The organism is Micromonospora sp. LOL_013 (genome assembly GCF_048060315.1).
GTDB lineage: Bacteria > Actinomycetota > Actinomycetes > Mycobacteriales > Micromonosporaceae > Micromonospora_E.
Window position 1 is genome coordinate 25,879 of the sequence record NZ_JBHMIQ010000044.1, and the last position, 20,338, is coordinate 46,216.

General features: G+C 71.4%; 22 protein-coding genes and 1 pseudogene. 14 read left to right on the forward strand and 9 right to left on the reverse strand.

From position 1 onward, the window contains the following. Positions 1-46 precede the first annotated feature (46 nt). Complete coding sequence (locus ACFHWS_RS24215) at positions 47-181, reverse strand: hypothetical protein (protein WP_255499935.1); 135 nt, start codon at positions 179-181, stop codon at positions 47-49. A gap of 137 nt (positions 182-318) precedes the next feature. Between ACFHWS_RS24215 and ACFHWS_RS24220 the strand changes: the two are divergent. Continuing rightward, positions 319-1,683: pseudogene (locus tag ACFHWS_RS24220) on the forward strand (glycoside hydrolase family 3 protein); the annotation flags it as partial. Between the two features lie 354 nt (positions 1,684-2,037). Here ACFHWS_RS24220 and ACFHWS_RS24225 read toward each other — a convergent pair. Together ACFHWS_RS24225 and ACFHWS_RS24230 are read right to left on the reverse strand one after the other, a co-directional pair. Continuing rightward, positions 2,038-3,132 (reverse strand): PQQ-dependent sugar dehydrogenase, encoded by a 1,095-nt coding sequence (locus tag ACFHWS_RS24225; RefSeq protein ID WP_416569169.1) that lies wholly within the window; start codon positions 3,130-3,132, stop codon positions 2,038-2,040. Next, positions 3,125-3,409, reverse strand: coding sequence for a GNAT family N-acetyltransferase (locus ACFHWS_RS24230; protein ID WP_416557114.1), 285 nt, complete (start codon positions 3,407-3,409; stop codon positions 3,125-3,127). The genes ACFHWS_RS24225 and ACFHWS_RS24230 overlap by 8 nt, the downstream gene beginning before the upstream one ends. Positions 3,410-3,648: 239 nt before the next feature. Between ACFHWS_RS24230 and ACFHWS_RS24235 the strand changes: the two genes are divergently transcribed. The 7 genes from ACFHWS_RS24235 (at position 3,649) to ACFHWS_RS24265 (ending at position 7,731) form a co-directional block, all read left to right on the forward strand. Beyond that, a complete protein-coding gene (locus ACFHWS_RS24235; RefSeq protein ID WP_416557137.1) occupies positions 3,649-3,975 on the forward strand; it encodes a hypothetical protein in 327 nt (108 codons plus the stop codon). Positions 3,976-4,026: 51 nt separating this feature from the next. Next, positions 4,027-4,848 (forward strand): DUF1206 domain-containing protein, encoded by an 822-nt coding sequence (locus ACFHWS_RS24240; protein ID WP_416557115.1) that lies wholly within the window; start codon positions 4,027-4,029, stop codon positions 4,846-4,848. 85 nt (positions 4,849-4,933) lie between these two features. Further along, a complete protein-coding gene (locus tag ACFHWS_RS24245) occupies positions 4,934-6,187 on the forward strand; it encodes a mechanosensitive ion channel family protein (RefSeq protein ID WP_416557116.1) in 1,254 nt (417 codons plus the stop codon). A 50-nt stretch (positions 6,188-6,237) separates the two neighbouring features. Next, positions 6,238-6,660 (forward strand): phage holin family protein, encoded by a 423-nt coding sequence (locus tag ACFHWS_RS24250; RefSeq protein WP_416557117.1) that lies wholly within the window; start codon positions 6,238-6,240, stop codon positions 6,658-6,660. Continuing rightward, on the forward strand, positions 6,657-6,965 hold the full coding sequence (locus ACFHWS_RS24255) for a DUF3618 domain-containing protein (RefSeq protein ID WP_416557118.1): 309 nt from the start codon (positions 6,657-6,659) through the stop codon (positions 6,963-6,965). The genes ACFHWS_RS24250 and ACFHWS_RS24255 overlap by 4 nt, the downstream gene beginning before the upstream one ends. Beyond that, positions 6,962-7,234 carry a DUF4235 domain-containing protein gene (locus tag ACFHWS_RS24260; RefSeq protein ID WP_123601092.1) on the forward strand — a complete coding sequence of 91 codons (273 nt, stop codon included), beginning with the start codon at positions 6,962-6,964 and terminating at the stop codon, positions 7,232-7,234. Before ACFHWS_RS24255 ends, ACFHWS_RS24260 begins: the two co-directional genes overlap by 4 nt. Positions 7,235-7,527: 293 nt before the next feature. Further along, positions 7,528-7,731, forward strand: a complete 204-nt coding sequence (locus ACFHWS_RS24265; protein ID WP_007075740.1) for a cold-shock protein — start codon at positions 7,528-7,530, stop codon at positions 7,729-7,731. 144 nt (positions 7,732-7,875) lie between these two features. Here the strand turns inward: ACFHWS_RS24265 and ACFHWS_RS24270 are convergent, their stop codons facing one another. After that, a complete protein-coding gene (locus ACFHWS_RS24270) occupies positions 7,876-8,859 on the reverse strand; it encodes an aldo/keto reductase (RefSeq protein ID WP_416569170.1) in 984 nt (327 codons plus the stop codon). Between the two features lie 144 nt (positions 8,860-9,003). Here ACFHWS_RS24270 and ACFHWS_RS24275 point away from each other — a divergent pair, with 144 nt between their 5' ends. After that, the gene (locus ACFHWS_RS24275) at positions 9,004-10,017 is read left to right on the forward strand and encodes an adenosine deaminase (RefSeq protein ID WP_416557138.1); all 1,014 of its coding nucleotides are present in this window, start codon (positions 9,004-9,006) and stop codon (positions 10,015-10,017) included. Between the two features lie 18 nt (positions 10,018-10,035). Here the strand turns inward: ACFHWS_RS24275 and ACFHWS_RS24280 are convergent, their stop codons facing one another. The 4 genes from ACFHWS_RS24280 to ACFHWS_RS24295 all read right to left on the reverse strand — a co-directional run bounded on the left by ACFHWS_RS24280 (position 10,036) and on the right by ACFHWS_RS24295 (position 13,871). After that, positions 10,036-10,257, reverse strand: coding sequence for a hypothetical protein (locus ACFHWS_RS24280; protein ID WP_416557120.1), 222 nt, complete (start codon positions 10,255-10,257; stop codon positions 10,036-10,038). Between the two features lie 236 nt (positions 10,258-10,493). Further along, complete coding sequence (locus tag ACFHWS_RS24285) at positions 10,494-11,885, reverse strand: HAMP domain-containing sensor histidine kinase (protein ID WP_416557121.1); 1,392 nt, start codon at positions 11,883-11,885, stop codon at positions 10,494-10,496. 29 nt (positions 11,886-11,914) lie between these two features. Further along, positions 11,915-12,604 carry a response regulator transcription factor gene (locus tag ACFHWS_RS24290; protein WP_416569171.1) on the reverse strand — a complete coding sequence of 230 codons (690 nt, stop codon included), beginning with the start codon at positions 12,602-12,604 and terminating at the stop codon, positions 11,915-11,917. Positions 12,605-12,728: 124 nt separating this feature from the next. Then, entirely contained in the window at positions 12,729-13,871 is a 1,143-nt protein-coding gene (locus ACFHWS_RS24295) for a class I SAM-dependent methyltransferase (RefSeq protein ID WP_416557122.1), read from the reverse strand. Positions 13,872-14,061: 190 nt separating this feature from the next. Here ACFHWS_RS24295 and thrS point away from each other — a divergent pair, with 190 nt between their 5' ends. The 5 genes from thrS (at position 14,062) to ACFHWS_RS24320 (ending at position 17,989) form a co-directional block, all read left to right on the forward strand. Then, complete coding sequence (gene thrS / locus ACFHWS_RS24300) at positions 14,062-16,119, forward strand: threonine--tRNA ligase (protein WP_416569172.1); 2,058 nt, start codon at positions 14,062-14,064, stop codon at positions 16,117-16,119. A 115-nt stretch (positions 16,120-16,234) separates the two neighbouring features. Further along, complete coding sequence (locus ACFHWS_RS24305; protein WP_281555545.1) at positions 16,235-16,711, forward strand: HIT family protein; 477 nt, start codon at positions 16,235-16,237, stop codon at positions 16,709-16,711. Next, positions 16,696-17,070, forward strand: coding sequence for a TetR-like C-terminal domain-containing protein (locus tag ACFHWS_RS24310; protein ID WP_416557124.1), 375 nt, complete (start codon positions 16,696-16,698; stop codon positions 17,068-17,070). Before ACFHWS_RS24305 ends, ACFHWS_RS24310 begins: the two co-directional genes overlap by 16 nt. 108 nt (positions 17,071-17,178) lie before the next feature. Then, positions 17,179-17,433, forward strand: a complete 255-nt coding sequence (locus ACFHWS_RS24315) for an NmrA family NAD(P)-binding protein (RefSeq protein WP_416557125.1) — start codon at positions 17,179-17,181, stop codon at positions 17,431-17,433. A gap of 148 nt (positions 17,434-17,581) precedes the next feature. Then, the gene (locus tag ACFHWS_RS24320) at positions 17,582-17,989 is read left to right on the forward strand and encodes a hypothetical protein (RefSeq protein WP_416557126.1); all 408 of its coding nucleotides are present in this window, start codon (positions 17,582-17,584) and stop codon (positions 17,987-17,989) included. A gap of 3 nt (positions 17,990-17,992) precedes the next feature. Here the strand turns inward: ACFHWS_RS24320 and ACFHWS_RS24325 are convergent, their stop codons facing one another. Continuing rightward, a complete protein-coding gene (locus ACFHWS_RS24325) occupies positions 17,993-20,116 on the reverse strand; it encodes an elongation factor G-like protein EF-G2 (protein ID WP_416557127.1) in 2,124 nt (707 codons plus the stop codon). Positions 20,117-20,338 lie beyond the last annotated feature (222 nt).

Below are 20,338 nucleotides of genomic sequence, written 5' to 3' on the forward strand. Positions count from 1 at the left end.
CAGCCGCCCCGGTGACCGTCGGCCGACCCGGTCTCACCGTTTCCGCTCACCGCCCTTTGCCGAACATCGCCCGTAGCGCGGCGAGCAGGAGCAGGACACCGAGGACGGCACCGACCACCTGGACACCGGGGATGTCCTGCCAGCTGGTCTCCTCGGCGGCGTACTGGACGAACGGAACCACTTACGCACTGTGCCACACCGGGGCCGCCCGGCGACAGACCGTGCCGTACGGCGGGACCGGCGTCGTTGCCGCAGCGCGGTTCCGGTTAATAGAAAGGTTTATTGACTAAAACTGTCCGTGATGTGAACATGAGCCGCATGGTCGATTCCAGTCCCAGTGTGCGGCGGATGGCGGTCACCGTGCTGCAGCCCGGGTTCATCGGCACCAGCGCACCGGACTGGGTGCGCCGGTGGGTGGCCGACGGGTTGGGTGCCGTGGTGCTGTTCGCCCGGAACGTCCGCGACCCCGAACAGGTCGCCGCGCTCACCGCCGCGCTGCGCGCCGAACGGCCGGACGTGCTGGTCGCCATCGACGAGGAAGCGGGTGACGTGACCCGGATCGAATCCGGACACGGCAGCTCCCGACCCGGCAACCTGGCCCTCGGTGCGGTCGACGACCCGGAACTGACCCGGCGGGTCGCCCACGATCTCGGTCTGGAGCTGGCCGGCGCGGGAGTCGCCGTCAACTACGCCCCAGTTGCCGACGTCAACTCCAATCCGGACAACCCGGTAATCGGGGTACGCGCGTTCGGCGACGATCCGCACCTGGTGGCCCGGCACACGGCCGCCTGGATCCGCGGGCTGCAGGACGCCGGAGTCGCCGCCTGCGCCAAACACTTCCCCGGACACGGCGACACCAACGTGGACTCGCACGCCGCCGTACCGCGCATCGACGCCGACCGGATCCGGCTGGACGCGGTGGAGCTGACCCCGTTCCGGGCCGCCATCGCCGCCGGCACCCGGACGATCATGACCGGACACCTGCTCGTTCCGGCGATCGACCCGGTCAACCTGGCCACCCTCAGCCGTGCGGTCCTGGTCGACCTGCTGCGGGACCGGCTCGGGTTCACCGGCGCGGTGATCACCGACGGAATCGAGATGCGGGCGGTGACCCGGCGCTTCGGACTGGCCGGCGCGACCGTCCGGGCGCTCGCCGCCGGCGTCGACGCCGTCTGCGTGGGCGGCGAACACGCCGACGAGGAGACTGTCCGGCGACTGACCGACGGGATCGTCGACGCGGTCGTCACCGGACAGTTGCCGGCCCAGCGGCTGGCCGAGGCGGCGGAGCGGATCCGGCAACTGGCGGAGTGGTCGGTGCGGTACCACCGACGACCGGACGGCAACGGACCCGAACCGGGTGGCAACAGACCCGTACCGGGCGGCAGCAGGTCCGCCACGCTGGCGTCCGCCGGCCCGTCGACCGGTCCGGTGCGGTCCGCCGTCGGGCTCGCCGCAGCCCGGCGCGCGCTGCGGATCCGGACCGCGACCCGGCTGCCGCTGACCCGACCCGCGTACGTGGTGGAGTTCGTGCCGCCGCACAACATCGCCACCGGGGCCGAGACCCCGTGGGGTATCGGCCAGGCCCTGGCCACGCTGCGGCCCGGGACGCTCACCGTTCGACTGACCGAGCGGGATCTTGACGCATCGGCGGGTCCGTCAACGGCAGCCGGCGTTCCTGGTCGACCGGTTGAGCCGCTGGACACCGCGCTGCTCGCCGCCCGTCACCACGCCCTCGTGCTGGTGGTCCGCGACCTGCACCGGCATCGGTGGATGTCGGTGGCGGTCGATCGCGCGCTCGCCGTCCGACCCGACGCCGTCGTGGTCGAGATGGGGGTACCGGTGCGGGTCGCCGGTGACGTCCACCTGTCGACCTACGGGGCGAGCTGGGCGAACAGCCGGGCCGCCGCCGAGCGGCTGGCCGGTTGGCAGACGCCGGTGGCCAGGACCGGCACCCCGGGTCCGACCGGGTCGGGTCCGACGGCACCAGGCCCGACGGTGCTGCCCGGCCCGACCGAGCCGGAGCCTACGGCGGACCGGTCAGCCGCTGATCCGCAGGATCCGGTCGTCGTCGCCGGTGGGTGAACCACGCCCGTCCCGATTCGAGGTGAGCACCCACAGGCTGCCGTCCGGCGCCACCGCCGCGTGCCGCAGCCGGCCGTACTCGCCACTGAGCAACGTCTCGGCGTCGGTGCCGTCCGGGGCTACCCGGTACAGCCGCTGGCCACGCAGACACGCCAGCCACAGCCGGCCCTGGTGGTGGGCGAGACCGCTGGGGGAGGCGTCCCGGGGGGCCCAGGTGGCCACCGGATCGATGAACTCCGCCCGGTCGGCCACCCCCTCGACCTCCGGCCAGCCGTAGTTGCCGCCGGGCTCGATCCGGTTCAGTTCGTCGTGCCGGTTCTGCCCGAACTCACTGGCGTACAGCTGCCCGGCCGGATCCCAGGCCAGTCCCTGCACGTTGCGGTGGCCGAAACTGAACACCGGTGATCCCGCAAGCGGGTTGTCCGCCGGGACGGTGCCGTCCGGCCGCACCCGAAGAATCTTGCCGGCCAGCCCGGTTGGGTCCTGCGCGGCTCCCCGCTCGCCGGCGTCACCGGTGCCGACGTACAGCATCCCGTCCGGACCGAAAGCGATCCGGCCGCCGTTGTGGGTGGGCGCCCGGGGAATCCCGGTCAGCACCGGCTCAGGGGGCGTCGTCGGGCCGTCGGGCCCGAGCCGGAACCGAACGACCCGGTTGTCACCGGCTCCCGTGTAGTAGAGGTAGACCCAGCCGTCGGCGGCGTACTGCGGGGACACCGCCACGCCGAGCAGGCCGCCCTCCCCGTCCGGGACGACCTCGTCGACCCGGGTGATCTCCCGGGTGCTGCCCTGCGCGTCCACGGCCAGCAACCGGGCGGTGTCCCGCTCCGTCACCAGTGCGGTACCGTCCGGGAGGAACGCGAGGTCCCACGGCGCGGCGAGTCCGGTCGCGACGACGTCGACGTCGGCCGACGCCTCGGGCGCGTCGGAGATCGTCGGGTCGCTGAACCAGCCGAGCCAGCCGCCCGTCGCCACCACCGTGGCGGCCAGCACGAGCGCGCCGACCACCGCGACCGCCGTACGCGCCGTGCCGGGCCGGCGCCGCTCAGTCACCGGCGACCAGCCCTGCGAACTCCGGATGCCGGTCGATGTACGCGGCGATGAACGAGCACTGAGGAACCACCCGTTCGCCCCGGTCGCGGAGCTCGCTGAGCAGGCCGTGGGCGAGGGCGTCACCGGCACCCCGCCCCCGGTACGCGGGATCGATCTCGGTGTGCGTCACGGTCACCGCCGCCGGGCCCGGCCGGTAGCTGGCGAACCCGGCCAGGCCGTCGTCGATCAGAATCTCAAACCGGTTCCGCGCCGGGTTGTCCTCCACCAGCACTGTCACGGTCGGACACCTCCTCGGTCAGGGGCCGACATGGTCAAGGCCGACTCATCGGCAGGCCGGCACGGCTTCGAGCCTAACCGTCGGCCCGCCGGCGGGCGCGGCGGCAGGGCGGCGGCGGGCCAATGCTCCGGGGCACCGTCACGAGCGCCAAGTACGCTTGTCCGGTGACCACCGCACCCCTGCTGTCATCGGCTTCCCGCGTCTCCCGATCCACCAGATCCGGCCGGCGGGTCGGCGCCATCTCCCGCGCCGCCGGTCTGTCCGCCGGGTTGCTGTTCGGCGCGGCGCTGCTCGCCGGTTGCAGCTCCGAGGGCGCCAGCACTGACTGTGGGCTGGACGCCTGCACGGTGACTTTCTCCCGAGGAATCGAGGCCAGCGCCAGTTTTCTCGGCGTCGAGGCCCGGTTGATCGGGGCCGAGGGCGACCGGGTCACTGTCGAGGTAGCCGGCGAGCAGGTCACCCTGACCGTCGGCGAGCAGGCCACCGAGGTCGGCGGATTCGACGTGAGTCTCGAGCGGGTGACCGACTCGCAGGTGGCGATCCGGGTCGCCCGGCAGCTGGGCTGACCACCGGTCGGGCACGTTTGGCGGTGGCGCTGACCGGTCATATGGAGCGCCATGCCGAACACCAGGGATGCGCAGCGCACCGCTCATCAGGTTGGTAACAGTCGATCGTTGGAGCTGCTCGCCAGAGCCGGTTTCCTCGGGTACGGCCTGGTCCACCTGCTGGTGGCCTGGCTGGCGTTGCAGATCGCCTTCGGCCGCCCGGCCGCTGACGGGGACCAGTCCGGCGCGTTGCGTACCCTCGCCGCGCAGCCGCTCGGCGGGGTGCTGCTGATCGCCGTCGCGGTCGGGTTGGCCGCAATGGCGGTGTGGCAGGGCATCGAGGCCGCCGTGGGGCACCGTACCGAGCGGGGCAACAAGCGGACGTTCGAGCGGGTCCTGTCGGTCGGTCGGACCGTGGTCTACCTGTCCTTCGCCTGGACCGCCATCCAGGTGTTCCGTGACGCCAACGCCGACACCGCCAACCAGCAGCAGGCGCTGAGCGAACGGGTGATGTCCGCTCCCGGCGGTCGGTGGCTGGTCGGGTTCGTCGGCGTGGTGGTGGTCGGCATCGGTGTCGGAATGGTCGTCAACGGCGTCACCCGGCGGTTCGCCGAGCAGCTGCGGACCGGGGCGATGAGTGCCCGGGTGCGGGCGGTCGTCTGTCGGCTGGGTACGGCCGGCTACGTTGCCAAGGGCATCGCCTACGGCACCGCCGGGGCACTGGTGGTGACTGCTGCCGTCCAGTTCGACCCGGAGCAGGCCCGGGGCCTGGACGCAGCCCTGCACACCCTGCGCGAGCAGGCGTTCGGGTCTGTCCTGTTGGTACTGGTGGCGGCCGGCTTCGCGGCCTTCGGCGTCTACTGCTTCGCTCAGTCCCACTACCGCAAGGTGTGACATACCGCCCATGGCAGGACCCGCCTTCGCCCGGCATCATTGACGTTTTGTCACTGTTGATGGCGATGTGAAGGAGGACTATTTCGTGCATCCGGTTGTCTGGACGGTGCTCGTCACGGTCGCGGCGGCGCTGCTCGCGGTGACCGTGGCGGCGATCGGTCACCGGGTCGTCCGGCGTCTCGGCCGACGTTCCGTACTGCTCGCCGAGGTCTCGACCCACGCGCACCGGGCGACGCTGGTGGCCGCGACCGTGACGGCCATTCAGCTCGCGCTCCGTTGCTCGACCGGTTACGCGGTCGGTGAGCCGTGGCGGCGTACCACCTTGCACCTGCTGGTCCTCGCGATGATCGCGGCGTGTGCCTGGCTGGTCGGGGCGCTGCTGCTGGCCATGGAGGACACCACGCTGGCCCGGTTCCGCACCGACGTGCCGGACAACCGGCACGCCCGCCGGCTGCACACCCAGGTGGTGATGCTGCGCCGGGTCACCATCGCGGTGATCGTCATCCTCACCGTCGGGGTGATGCTGATGACCTTCCCGGCCGTACGCGGTGTCGGCGCGAGCCTGCTCGCCTCCGCCGGAGTGATCGGTGTGGTCGGCGCGCTGGCCGCGCAGAGCCTGCTGAGCAACGTCATCGCCGGCCTGCAGCTGGCCTTCAGCGACGCGGTGCGCATCGACGACGTCGTGGTGGTCGAGGGCGAGTGGGGCCGGATCGAGGAGTTGACGCTCAGCTACGTGGTGGTGCACATCTGGGACCACCGGCGGCTGATCCTGCCCACCTCGTACTTCACCACCACGCCGTTCCAGAACTGGACCCGGACCAGGGCCGCGGTGCTCGGCACCGCCGAGTTTGACCTGGACTGGTCGGTCCCCGTCCAGGTTATGCGCGAGGAACTGCGCCGACTGGTGGAGGGAACTGACCTGTGGGACGGCCGGGTGTGTGTACTGCAGGTGACCGAGGCGACCGGCGGCACGATCCGCCTGCGGGCACTGGTCAGCGCCGCTGACTCGCCGAGTCTGTGGGATCTGCGGTGCCAGGTCCGCGAACACCTGGTCAGTTGGGTCCGCGAACACCGACCGACCGCGCTGCCCCGGTGGCGGGCCGAGGTCGGCGACGGGGACAGTTTGCTGGACTGGCTGGACGTGCGGCGCCGGTCGGTCACCGGCGGGCAGCGCAACGGCCGTCACCCGGTCGCGCCCGTCATGACCACCGCTGCCGGCGGGCACGAGGTGCCCGACGACGCCCGGCTGTTCGGCGGTGACGCCGAGGGCGACGCCCGTGCCTCGGTCTTCGTCGGCCCGGAGGAACCCGCCGTTGCTGATCGCCGCCAGCAGGATTGATCGAGCTCCGGGCCGGGCATACAGCGGAGAACAGCGGGAAAGGAGGCAGCATGGCCGACACTTTGCACCGGCCGCCCGCCGAGCGGTCCACCGCAGAACTCGTACAACAGGCCGGTGAGCAGATATCGCGACTGGTACGCGACGAGATCGCGCTCGCCCGTGCCGAACTGACCGAAAAAGGCAAGCACGCCGGACTTGGTATCGGGCTGTTCGGCGGTGGCGGGGTCGTCGCGCTCTACGGACTCGGTGTGCTGATCGCCGCCGGCGTACTGCTGCTCGCCCAGGCCTGGCCGCCGTGGCTGGCTGCCCTGGCCGTCGCGGTGCTGCTGTTCCTGGTCGCGGGCGCGCTGGCACTTGCCGGGCGACGGCAGGTCCGTCAGGCGGCGCCACCGGTGCCGACGGTGGCGGCGGACAGCGTACGGGCGGATGTGACGGTGGTCGGCGCGGCGATGAAACGGGGGCGACAGTCGTGACGTCGCACAACGGCAGGTCCGGTGACGGCACCGGCGATCTCGACCTGCTCCGGGCCGAGATCCGGCAGACCCGGGCCGAACTGGGCCAGACGGTGCAGGCGCTGGCCGCTAAGACCGACGTGAAGAGCCGGTTGCGGCTGGGGGCCGACCGGGCCCGGCTGCGGCTGCGAGATTCGGCCCGTCAGGCGGCGGCCACGGCGGGCCGGCCCGACCGGCGTACCGTCGCGGTCCCGGCCCTGGTGGTGGCCGGCACGGTGGTGACGGTGGTACTGGTGTGGTTGACGAGGAGAGGGAGACGCGGGTGAGCAAACCAGTCAACAAGTTGGCCTACCGGCCGGTCGGACTGGTGCTCGGCCTGGCGGCGGGTGCCCTGGCCGGGGCGATATTCCGGCAGGTCTGGAAGCTCGCCGCAGGCGACGACGAGGCACCCAATGCCATCGACGAGGAGCGTGGTTGGGGCGAGGTGCTGGCCGCGGCCGCGCTGCAGGGGGCGATCTTCTCAGTCGTCCGGGCCGCTGTGGACCGCGGCGGTGCAACCGGGGTGCGCCGGCTCACCGGCCGTTGGCCGTCGTGAGCGCCGGCGCAGCTGGTCAGGCATGCGATGGCCCGGCCGGACCGGGCCCGGGTGACGACCAGATTCGGGCACGCCACGAGGGCGTGAACGGCGTCTCAGGTCACATGTCGGAGACGTTCGTCAGGTAGGCTGTGCGAAGTTTTTGCGTACGTGGTTTGCTGTCCACGCTGTTGCGAGACAGCGTGGGTTGAGAGAAGTCCTCCTTCACCGGGGGCCACCTCAGGCGCCGCTGCTCGAAAACGGCCAACCGGCCGCACGGCGTGCTTGGCCGCCAGTTTCAGAAGGAGATACACATGGCGCAGGGAACCGTGAAGTGGTTCAACGCAGACAAGGGCTTCGGCTTCATCACCGTCGACGGCGGGGGTGCTGACGTGTTCGTCCACTTCTCGGCCATCCAGACCAGCGGCTACCGCACGCTGGAGGAGAACCAGCGGGTCGAGTTCGAGATCGCCCAGGGCCAGAAGGGTCCGCAGGCCGAGCAGGTCCGCCCGATCTGACCTCGGTCGCCGGTGCCGTCCGGCGTCCGGGCTGGCACCGACCCGCGAAGGTCGTGACGAGGGCCCCGTTGTTCCGGCCGGAACAACGGGGCCCTCGCTCGTGCGCGACTGGGCCGCGGCTCGTGCGCAGCGCCGGGCGGCGGGTCACCACCGGTGGTGCACCTGCGGCCGGATCAGGTCGTCGTAGACCTCCCGCACCGTCCGCTGGGCGGCGTCGTCCAGCGGGGTGAGCGCTGCGGCCGCCGCGTTCCCCTGCGCCTGGGCGGGATTGCGGGCACCGGGGATCGCAACCGTCACCCCGGGCTGGTCCAGGATCCAGCGCAGCGCGAACTGGGCCATGGTGGCCTGCGGTGGTACCAGTGGGGCGAGCCGACGCACGGCGGCCAACCCGGTGTGGAAATCGACCCCGGAGAACGTCTCACCGACGTCGAATGCCGAGCCGTCCCGATTGAAGGTGCGGTGGTCGTCGTCGGCGAACCGGGTGTTCTCGTCGTACCGGCCGGAGAGCAGGCCACTGGCCAGCGGCACCCGGGCGATGATCCCGACCCCGGCGGCGGCAGCGGCCGGCAGCACCCGCTCCAGCGGCTTGAGCCGCAACGCGTTGAGGATGATCTGCACGCTGGCCACGCCCGGCCGGGCGATCGCGGCCAGTGCCTCGTCGACCGTCTCCACGCTCACGCCGTACGCGGAGATCCGCTGCTCGGCGACGAGGGAGTCCAGCGCGTCGTAGACCGCGTCGGTGCGCAGCACCTCGGTCGGCGGGCAGTGCAGCTGGACCAGGTCGAGGCGGTCCACCCCGAGGTTCGCCCGGGACCGGTCGGTCCAGGCCCGGAAGTTGTCCAGCACGTACGCCGACGGCTCCTGTGCCACCCGGCGCCCCATCTTGGTGGCGACGAACAGATCGTCGCCGGCCAACTCCCGCAGAAACCGGCCGATGATCCGTTCGCTGCGGCCGTCGCCGTACACGTCGGCGGTGTCCAGGAAGGTGGTGCCGGCCTCGACGGCGGCGGTGATTGTCGCCGCCGCCTCGTCCTCAGTGACCGTCCCCCAGTCGGCGCCGAGCTGCCAGGCACCCAGACCGATCGCCCCTACCGTGCGGCCGAGCCGCGGAAACGTACGCTTGTCCACCTGGCGAGCCTAGACGACCGCCCGAACGGTACGCTCGGCGCAGCCGGGCCCCCGCCGGGGATGTCCGTTTCCCTGAGGAGGTCGAACGCCACGGTGAGCCAGCAACCGTCGTCTCCGCCCACGCTGTCGGAGGCTCCGCCAGTACTGTCGGACTTCATCGCCGGGCTGCCGAAGGTCGAGTTGCACGTGCACCACGTCGGGTCGGCGTCGCCGCGGATCGTCGCCGAGCTGGCCCAGCGGCACGAGGGGCGGTCCCCGGTCCCCGCCGACGAGGCCGCGTTGGCCGACTACTTCGTGTTCCGCGACTTCGCCCACTTCGTCGAGATCTACCTGAGTGTGGTCGATCTGATTCGCGACGACGAGGACGTCTGGGTGCTCACCCACGAGGTGGCCCGCGAGTTGGCCGCCCAGCAGGTCCGGTACGCCGAACTGACGGTGACGCCGTACTCGCACGTGCGGCGCGGCATTCCCGCGCCCGCGTTCTGCGCGGCGATCGAGGACGCCCGGCGACGGGCCCGCGCCGACTTCGGCATCGAGCTGCGCTGGTGTTTCGACATACCGGGGGAGGCGGGGCTGCCGGCGGCGGAGGAGACGCTGCGGATCTGCCTCGACGAGGCCCCGGACGGTTTGATCAGTTTCGGTCTGGGTGGGCCGGAGATCGGCGTCCCCCGGCCCCAGTTCAAGCCGTACTTCGACCAGGCCCGGGCGGCTGGGCTGCATTCGGTGCCGCACGCCGGCGAGACCACCGGGCCGGAGACGGTATGGGACGCGCTGCGCGAGCTGGGCGCCGAACGGATTGGCCACGGCACGTCCAGCTTGCGGGACCCGGATCTGGTGGCGTTCCTGGCGGAGCGGCGGATTCCGCTGGAGGTGTGCCCGACGTCGAACCTGCGCACCGGTGCGGTGCCGCAACTGTCCGCGCACCCGCTCGCCGACATGGTCGCTGCCGGCCTGCTGGTGACGATCAACTCCGACGACCCACCAATGTTCGGCACCAGCCTCAACCAGGAGTACGTGGTGGCCGCGTCCCTGCTGCAGGCCGGCCCGCAGCAACTCGCCGGCCTGGCCCGCGACGCGGTGACCGCCTCGTTCCTGCCCGCCACCGAGCAGCGGCGGCTGCGGGACGAGATCGACGGCTACCTAGCGTCGGCCGGCTGAGCTGCCGCCTGCGCCGGGCTATCTACTGGCGCAGGTCGCGTAGCTCGGGTCCTGCCAGCAGGCGAGGACCACGACCACCAGCGCGGCGATCATCGCCACCCAGCGCAGCACCTGCCGCGCGGTGATCGGCGTGGCTCCGTCCTCGTCGACGGTGGGTGACCCAGCTGGTGGTGCCCCGACGGCGTGTGTAACCGGCGGTGGCTCAGCGGCCGGCGGTGGCGCAGCGGCTGACGGTGACACGTCGACCTGCCTCTATCCAGGGTGGGCGCGCGGCGGGACACCGGTGTTGGGGACCGGGCCCCGCCGCGCGCAAGCGTCCCTGGACCGGGGATTCGGGACGGTACTGCGGGTGAGTCGTCCAGGAACGCCGATGGGTTCGGAGCAGATGATGCCATCCGGCGCGGGGCGCGCGGAACGACGTTAACCCAGACCTAAGGAATACTTGTGCCGGCAAAGACCCGGCCGTGACCTGCCGGTCAGCGCGGCGTCGGCCGGCGACGGGTGCGGCCCCGCTCCCGGTCGCGTTCCCGGGCCAGCCGGCCGACCAGCCCGAACCGGCTTACCGGGCGGGGCGGGGCGGCCTCGGCATCGGCGAGCAGCATCACCACGCTCGCCCCACCGAGCCGGGCCCGGTCCAGGCTGACCGACCCGTTCGCCTGCAACGCCACCCGGCGGGCGATGTCCAGGCCGAGTCCGGTGGAGCCCTGGTCGCTGGCCCCGCGCCGTAGCGCCCGGTCCGGGTTGGCGATGCCCGGCCCGGCGTCGTCGACCCGGATCGCTACGTACCCGTCCCGGCGGGACACCGCCACCTCGAACGCGGTGCCCTGCGGCGTGTACCGGAACACGTTGCCGAGCACCGCGTCGAGCGCGGCCGCCAGCTCGGCCCGAGGCACCGGCACCGGGGTCCGCAGCTGCGCGCCGATCACGTCGTACGGCCGGTTCTGGTCGCCGGCCAACGCCGACCAGAAGACCATCCGGTCGCGGACCACCTCGGCGACGTCGCAGCTGCCCTGGCCGACCTCCTGGGTGACCGTCTTGCGGGTCGTGTTGATCAGAACGTCGACCTCGCCCTCCAGGGTGACGATCGCCTGACGGATCCGGCGGATCGTTCGCCGCCGGTCCAGCTCGGCCTCGCTGAACGAGCCGACGCTGGTGTCGTCGGAGTCGAGCGCGTCTGCGTCCAGCCGCAGCACGGTCAGCGGGGTGCGTAGCCGGTGGGACAGGTCGGCGACGAGTTCACGTTCGTCGGTCCGGGAGGTGACCAGCCGGTCCGCCATCCGGTTGAACGCGTACCCGGCCTCGGCCAGCTCGCGTGGCCCGTCCGGCTGAATGCGCACCGCCAGATCCCCGTCACCGACCGCCATCGCCGCGGCGACCAGCCCTTTCGCCGCGGCGACGGCGCGCGCGGCGATCCGGTCCACGACGATGACCGAGCAGACGACCAAACCTGCGGCGATGCCGACCAGCAGCAGCCAGGTGCCGGCCGCACCCCGGTTGAGCTCGCCGTCGGCGACGAAGACCTCGACGACGGTGACCGCGTCACCGACCGTGACCGGCTCCAGGTGCAGCACCCCGCCGTCGGTCGCCACCACCGTCGGCCCGGTGTCGGCGGCGGCCTCGGTGACCTGCTGGCTGGTCGCGCGTACGGTGCCGGCCAGGTCGAGCCCGTGCACCACCGGCTGCCGGTCGGCGCTCTCGCCGAGACCGGCCACGGCCCGGCGGACCCCTTCCGGGTCGTTGCTGACCGCCAACGCGCCGCGCACCACCGCGGCACGCCGGGCCGCCTCGGCCAGTGCCTGCTCCCGGGTCTCCCGCTGCAGCTGCAGGCCGAGCGGGATCAGGAAGACCAACGCGATGATCGATGCCATGCCGGCCCCGAGGTAGGCCAGTGCCAACCTCAGTCCGGTACCACCAGCCGGAAGCCGACCCCCCGCACGGTGCGCAGGTAGCGCGGCTTCGCTGCGGATTCGCCCATTTTGCGGCGAAGCCAGTAAAGATGCACGTCGATGGTCTGGTCCTCGCCGACCGACGGCTGCCGCCATACCTCCTCCAACAGCTCCCGGCGGGACACTACCCGACCTGGGCGGGCGGCCAGATAGGCCAGCAGGTCGAACTCCTTGCGGGTCAGCGCCAGGGCCTCGCCGTCCAGCGTGGCGCTGCGTTCGCCGACGTCAACCCGTAGCCCACCCACCTGATGCACGGCGGGCGGCACCGACCGGCTCGCCCGGCCGGCCCGGCGCAGCACCGTGGTGATCCGGGCGTCCAGATGCGCACCGGTGAACGGCTTGACCATGTAGTCGTCGGCCCCGGCCCGCAGCAGCCGGACAATTGCCTGCTCGTCGTCGCGGGCGGTGGCGATGATGATCGGCACGTCGGTGATGCCGCGCAGCATCCGCAACGCGTCCGACCCGTCCAGATCCGGCAGACCCAGGTCGAGAACCACCAGGTCGGGGGATTCCGCAGCGACCCGGCGTAACGCGTCCAGGGCGGTGCCGACCGCATGGACCGCGTGCCCGCGGTCGGCAAGCGAGCGCAACATGGCGCCGCGCACAACGTGGTCGTCTTCGACCAGGAGCACCGTAGCCACCTCACGACCGTACTGCCCCTGGCAAGTCGGCGGTGACCGCGGTCACCGCGCACGGCGGCGCAGTCCGACGTACGTCACGGTCCCGTCGACGACGATCGCTGGGTCGGTCGCCGCCGACGATGGCTCAGGGCAGCCGCAACACCCAGCGGTACGCCTGCACCAGCCCGGTGTCGAAGCCGGCCGCCGACCCCCACAGGAAGATCCGGAACCGCCGGTACATCGGCTCCCCCCAGCGCTGCACCACCTCGTCCCGGGCCGCGTCCAGCCGCCGGGCCCATTCCCGGCAGGTCAGGTAGTAGTTGTGCCGGTCGTCGGCGATGCTGCACAGCTCGAACGGGGAGCGGGCCACGTGCCGCAGGTACTGGTGCAGCAGCAGCGGCGCCGACCGGCCCGGATAGATGTAGCGCTTCATGAACGCCGACGCGACGTGCTTGCGCCGCATCGCCAGCGCGTCGAGGTAGACCCGCCCGCCGGGCCTGAGCAGCTCCGCGTACTTGCGCAGGCTGCGGCGGTAGTCCGGCAGGTGCTCGGTCACCCCCATGTTGACGATCGCGTCGTAGCGACGCTCGTCGGTGAAGCCGAAGATGTGCTGCCGCACCACCCGTACGTCGAGCTGCTCCCGCTCGAACAGGTCGACGAGGTAGCGCTCCGACTCCCGCGACAGGGTCGTGGTGGTCACCTCGATGCCCTGCCGGGCCGCGTGTTCGGCGAACGCACCCCAGCCGCCGCCCACCTCCAGCACCCGGTCACCCGGCTTGACCCCGATCGCCTCCAGTGCCAGGTCCATCTTGCGGGTCATGGCGTCCTCGAGCGGCTCGTCGTCGGCGGCGAACACGCCCTCCGTGTAGCAGCGGTGCCGGTTGTCGAGGAAGGTCAGAAAGAACTCCGACTCCGAGTCGTAGTGTTGGGAAATCGCCCGCCGGTCGTCCTCCCGCCGGCCGCGCAGCAGCCCGGTGAACACGCCGGAGAACCGGGCGACCGGATGCAGATCAGTGAAGAACGCCCGCATCCGCAGCGCGGCGGACAGGTCACCCTCAACATCCAGCCAACCCTGCAGGTACGCCACGGCGACCGCGAACTGGTCCAACGCGGCCAGCGCCCGGGCGCCACGGGGGTGGCGTACGGCGATGGTGAACTGCGGATCGCCTGAGCCGAAGCGGTGCTCCATCCCGGCGACGTCCAGTACGGCGAACGGCACCGGCCGCCGGCTGGCGAAAAATGAGTCGTATCGGCGCCGCAGAGCGCCGACCATGTCGGTGGCAGCCACGGCGTCAATCTAACGCCGAAACCGGGTCGACGTCAGGCGTTGCAACAGGACCGACACCCGGTCACACCGACGGGGGGCGATAGCATCATGGCCGGCCGGGCCCGCCCCGGTCACCGGAGCGTCGTCGCCGACCCGTGCCGGACCACCGATTCACCGTACGCACCGATCCACCGACCGTGAGGAGCCCGTCGTGTCCGCAAGCGCAGCCAGTCCCCAGGCCGAACCCGTCGTGGTCCCGGCCGGGACCACGGCCGCGGACGCGATCGCCGCCGCCGGTCTGCCGGTGAACGGCCCGAAGGCGATCGTCGTGGTCCGCGACCCCGACGGCACCCTGCGTGACCTGGACTGGTCACCGGAGGCCGACACCGGCGTCGAGCCGGTCGCCCTGGGATCCCCGGACGGGCTCGCCGTGCTGCGCCACTCCACCGCGCACGTGCTCGCCCAGGCGGTGCAGGACTTGTTTCCGGAGGCCAAACTGGGTATCGGCCCGCCGATCACCAACGGCTTCTACTACGACTTCGACGTCGCCCGGCCATTCCAGCCCGAGGACCTCGACAAGCTGGAAAAGCGGATGCAGGAGATCATCAAGTCCGGGCAGCGGTTCCGGCGACGGCGGTTCGCCGACCTCGACACGGCCCGGGCGGAACTCGCCGACGAGCCGTACAAACTGGAACTGGTCGACGTCAAGGGCACCGCCGACTTCGACGCCAGCGAGGTGATGGAGGTCGGCGGCGGCGAGCTGACCATCTACGACAACCTCGACCCGACCTCGGGCGAGACCTGCTGGTCGGACCTGTGCCGGGGCCCGCACCTGCCGTCCACCCGGCTGATCGGCGCGGTCAAGCTGATGCGCAGCGCGGCGGCGTACTGGCGGGGATCCGAGCGCAACCCGCAGCTGCAGCGGATCTACGGCACCGCCTGGCCGACCCGGGACGCGCTCAAGGCGTACCTGAAGCTGCTCGACGAGGCCGCCCGCCGCGATCACCGCAAGCTCGGCGCGGACCTCGACCTGTTCAGCTTCCCGGACGAGATCGGCTCCGGGCTGGCGGTGTTCCACCCCAAGGGCGGCATCATCCGTCGGGAAATGGAGGACTACTCGCGTCGCAGGCACGAGCAGGCCGGGTACGAGTTCGTCTACTCCCCGCACATCAGCAAGTCCCAGCTGTTCGAGACCTCGGGGCACCTGCCGTACTACTCCGACACCATGTTTCCGCCGGCGGAGATGGAAGGCGCGCAGTACTACCTCAAGGCGATGAACTGCCCGATGCACAACCTGATCTTCCGGTCGCGGGGACGGTCGTACCGGGAGCTGCCGCTGCGGCTGTTCGAGTTCGGCACCGTCTACCGGTACGAGAAGTCCGGCGTGGTGCACGGGCTGACCCGGGTGCGCGGGTTGACCATGGACGACTCGCACATCTACTGCACCCGGGAGCAGATGCCCGGTGAGCTGCGCTCGCTGCTCGCCTTCGTGCTCGACCTGCTGCGCGACTACGGACTCGACGACTTCTACCTGGAGCTGTCCACCCGCGACGACTCGGACAAGTTCATCGGCGACCCGGCCGAGTGGGCCGACGCCACCGAGACCCTGCGGCAGGCGGCGATCGACTCGGGGCTGGAGCTGGTGCCCGACCCGGGCGGCGCGGCCTTCTACGGCCCGAAGATCTCGGTGCAGGCCCGTGACGCGATCGGCCGGACCTGGCAGATGTCCACCATTCAGCTGGACTTCAACCAGCCGAAGCGGTTCGGCCTGGAGTACCAGGCCGCCGACGGCACCCGGCAGCAGCCGATGATGATCCACCGGGCGTTGTTCGGGTCGATCGAGCGGTTCTTCGGCATCCTCACCGAGCACTACGCCGGCGCGTTCCCGGCCTGGCTGGCGCCGGTGCAGGTGATCGGCATCCCGATCCGCACCGACCACGGCGACTACCTGGCCGAGTTCGTTGCCATGCTGCGGGCCGAGGGCATCCGGGCCGAGGTGGACTTCTCCGACGACCGGATGCAGAAGAAGATCCGCACCGCCCAGCAGCAGAAGGTGCCGTTCATGGCGATCGCCGGTGACGCCGACGTGTCGGCCGGGACCGTCTCCTTCCGCTACCGCGACGGTTCGCAGCGTAACGGGGTGCCATTGGTCGAAGCGGTGGCCCACGTCGTCGACGTGGTGCGGTCCCGGACCAACGTCAACCCGACCGCGACCGTGTCCGGCGGTCAGCCGGTGTCCGAGGGTCAACTGGGGCCCGCCGGGCAGTGAGCCGGGTCGCTGTCGGGTGGGTCCGGTCGGGTCGAGCCCGTACGATCACGGGGTGACTGGCACGACCGGACAACCCGGGCCGGATGGCCTGGAACGACTCTGGACACCGCACCGGATGGCGTACATCTCCGGTGCGGACCGGCCCGACGGCGGCTACGACTCGCCGACCGGCTGCCCGTTCTGCCTGGCCCCGGGCCGACCGGCCGAGCAGAGCCTGGTGGTGGCCCGGGGCGAGCGGGTCTTCGCCGTGCTCAACCTCTACCCGTACAACCCCGGTCACCTGCTGATCTGCCCCTACCGGCACGTCGCCGACTACCCGGAGCTGGACCGGGCCGAGACCGCCGAGCTGGCCGAGTTCACCCAGACCGCGATGCGGGTGATCCGCGCCGTGAGCAGCGCGCACGGCTTCAACATCGGGATGAACCAGGGTGGGGTCGCCGGTGCCGGCATCGCCGCCCATCTGCACCAGCACGTGGTGCCCCGGTGGGGCGGGGACGCCAACTTTATGCCGGTGATCGGCCGTACCAAGGTGCTGCCGCAGCTGCTCGCCGACACCCGCGACCTGTTCAGCGGGGCGTGGCCGGCGACCTGACAGGGGCGTCCGGCGACCTGCTGGCACTGGCGACGATAGCCAGCGACGCGGCCCGAATCAGGGACTCGCACGACGCGGCCATGACGGGTCTGGCCCGGGACGTGTTGCTCAATCCCGAGCTGATGCTCGCCCTCCGCGAGCTCATGATCGAGCCGCAGATCCAGGCGATGCGTCGGATGCTGCAGCGACACGTCGACGCCGGGCGGATCGGCCCGGACAACCCGGTCCTCGATCTGGTGGACCAGATCCTTCTCGGTCCGTTGCTGGCCGGCCAGCTCTACCTCGGTCACCGGCCCGGCCTGGCCGCCCGAATCGTCGATGAGGTCCCTCTGCCGCTGCTGAGCGCGACGCGCGGCTGAGTAGGCTCCCGCGCCGTCTGGCCCAGGTCATCCGACGAGCTCGTTGCCTGTTCCGAGCGATCACGGTCCGTGATCGTTGATTCGCGCTGTCAAGATTGGGGAACCTCGATGTCAACAAACCGTATCCTGGTCACCGGTGGCACCGGCTTCGTCGCCTCGTACGTGATCCGAAGTGCCCTGGCCCGCAACTTCCAGGTCCGGACAACCGTACGCTCGCCGGCCCGGACCCCCGAGCTACGCCGCACCGTCGGCGACGACTCCATCGAGGTGGTGACCGCCGAAACGATCTGGTCGTGCCGGCCCGCGACGGCACGCTCAGAGTGTTGCGGGCCGCCCGCGACGCAGGAGTACATCGGGTGGTGATGACGTCGTCGTTTGGGGCGGTCGGCTATGGCCAGCAACCGCCGGACCGTCCCTTCACCGAACAGGACTGGACGGATCCCGACGCGCCGGGTATCGACCCGTACATCAAGTCCAAGACCATCCCTCCTCGGTCGGCATCATCCAGGCGATGCTGTCCGGCCGGATGCCGCGCGTTCCCGACCTGTGGGTGTCCCCGGTCGATGTGCGGGACCTCGCAGACCTGCAGGGCCGCCATGCTGACGCCGGAAGCGCCGGGCACCGCTACCTCGCCGCCAGCGGCGACCTGCTGTCGTTGCGGGATATCGCCGCGATCCTGCGCCGCCGGCTCGGCGCGGACGCAGCGAAGGTCTCCATCCGGGCGATGCCATCGACACTGGCGCGGATTCTGGCCCCGTTCGTCCCGCAGCTGCGGGCAATGGTCGGCAACCTGGGGGTGCGTCGCCCGGTCTGCACCGACGCCGCCCGCGAGACCTTCGGCTGGACTCCGCGGCCGGCAGAGGACACTGTCGTCGACACCGGACGCAGCCTCGTCCACAGCAGCCGGACCGGAAGCTGAGGGTCAACTGGCCGATACGCGTTCGTAGCGGGCGAACGCCCGCTGGAACGTGCCGGCACCTCCGGTGATCGAGCGCAGCTGCACCGCGTACCGCAGCAGTTCGGTCGCCGGCACCTCGGCGCGGATCACCGTCCGGTCGCCGGAGTCGTCGTCGCTGGTGGTGCCGAGCACCCGGGCGCGTCGGCTGGCCAGGTCGCCGAGCACCGACCCGACCGCACCGTTCGGCACCCGCACCATGATCGCATCGACCGGTTCCAGCAGCGTCGGTCGGCCGGTGGTGGCCGCGTCCCGCAGGGCCAGCGCCCCGGCGGTCTGGAACGCCGCGTCCGACGAGTCGACCGGATGTGCCTTGCCGTCCACCAGGGTCACCCGCAGGTCGACCACCGGATGTCCGCTGACCACGCCCCGGTCCATCTGGGCCCGTACGCCTTTCTCCACCGACGGGATGTAGTTGTGCGGCACCGCCCCGCCGACCACCCGGTCGACGAACTCGAAGCCGCTGCCCTCCGGAAGCGGCTCCACCTCGATGTCGCACACCGCGTACTGTCCGTGCCCGCCGGACTGCTTCACGTGTCGTCCGTGCCCCCGGGCCGGCGCGGTGAACGTCTCCCGCAGCGGCACCCGCACCGGCTCGACGTCCACCTCGACGCCGCCGGAGCGCAGCCGGCCCAGCAGTACGTCGGCGTGCGCCTCGCCCATGCACCAGAGCACCAGTTGGCGGGTCTCGGCGTTGCGTTCCAGCCGCAGCGTCGGATCACCGGCGACCAGCCGGCCCAGGTTGCGGGCCATCGCGTCCTCATCCGACCGGGTACGGGCGACGACCGCCACCGGCAGCAGCGGTTCGGGCATCTCCCACGGCTCGACCAGCAGCGGATCCGTGGCCGCCGAGATGGTGTCACCGGTCTCCGCGCTGCCCGACTTGGTCAACGCGCAGATGTCCCCGGCGACGCAGACCTCGACCTCCCGAAGCTGGGCACCCAGCGGGCTGTAGATGTGCGCCACCCGTTCGTCGGCGTCGTGGTCGGGGCGGCCCCGCTGGCTGAGGCCGTGCCCGGCCACATGCACCGTACGGTCGGTGCGCAGCGTGCCGGAGAAGACCCGGACCAGCGATACCCGGCCGACGTGCCGGTCGACGGTGGACCGGACCACCTCGGCGACCAGCGGGCCGGCCGGGTCGCAGCCCAGCGGCGGCCGGGGCGTGCCGTCCAGCCCGGTCACCGCCGGCAGAGTGTGCTCGGGCGGTGCCGGGAAAGCGGCGGTCAACAGCCACAGCAGCGCGTCGAGCCCGACCCCGGTGTGGGCGCAGACCGGCAGCACCGGATGGAAGTGGCTTCGGGCCACCGCCGTCTCCAGGTCGTCGACCAGCATCTTCGGGTCGAGCTGCTCGCCGGCGAGGTACCGGTCGAGCAGGGTCTCGTCCTCGCTCTCGGCGATGATCCCCTCAATTAGTTCGTCGCGTGCCTCGGCGATCGCCGGCAGGTGCTCCGGGTCCGGCTCCCGCACCTGCGGGGGATGGCCGGTCGAGTAGTCCAGCACCTGCCGGGCGAGCAGGTCCAGCAGCCCGGCGATGCCCACCCCGTCGTCGGCGAGCATCGGCAGGTGCAGCGGCAGTACGTTGTCGCCGAAGACCCGCTGACACAACGCGACGGTCTCGTCGACGTCGGCGCGCGGATGGTCGAGCCGGGTGAGCGCCACCGCCCGGGGCATGCCGACCGCCGCGCACTCCTCCCACAGCGCGGCGGTGGCCGCGTCCATCCCGTCCGCCGCGCAGACCACGAACAGCGCGGCATCGGCGGCGCGTAGCCCGGCCCGCAGCTCGCCGACGAAGTCCGCGTACCCCGGGGTGTCCAACAGGTTGACCTTGATGTCGCGGTGGACCAGCGGCGCGCAGCTCAACGCGACGGAGCGTTGCTGGCGTACCGCGGCCGGGTCGTGGTCGCAGACCGTCGTGCCGTCCGGGACCTGCCCCGCCCGGCTGATCGTCCCGGTGGCGGCCAGCAACGCCTCGATCAACGTGGTCTTGCCGGCACCGGAGTGCCCGACCAGCACCACGTTGCGCAGCTGTTCGGGATCGGTGACCACCGCAACGGACCCGCCGGGCCCCCTGTCGTGGTTCTTCTGCGCCATGACTGCGCACCTCCTGGCTGCCTGACTGGGTGGGGCGACTGTGCTGCGGTCCAGGCCGGCTCCGGTCCGGACCGGAACGGCCGGGGACCGCAGAGGATGACCGCGGGGTGAATCCGCGGCGACATCTTCAGGCGGGCGGGACCTGCTCGGTAAAGTGAAGCGGGCCCGGGGGAGCTCGCTCACGTTCACGTGTCGATCCCACACCCGCGACGCGCCGTACAC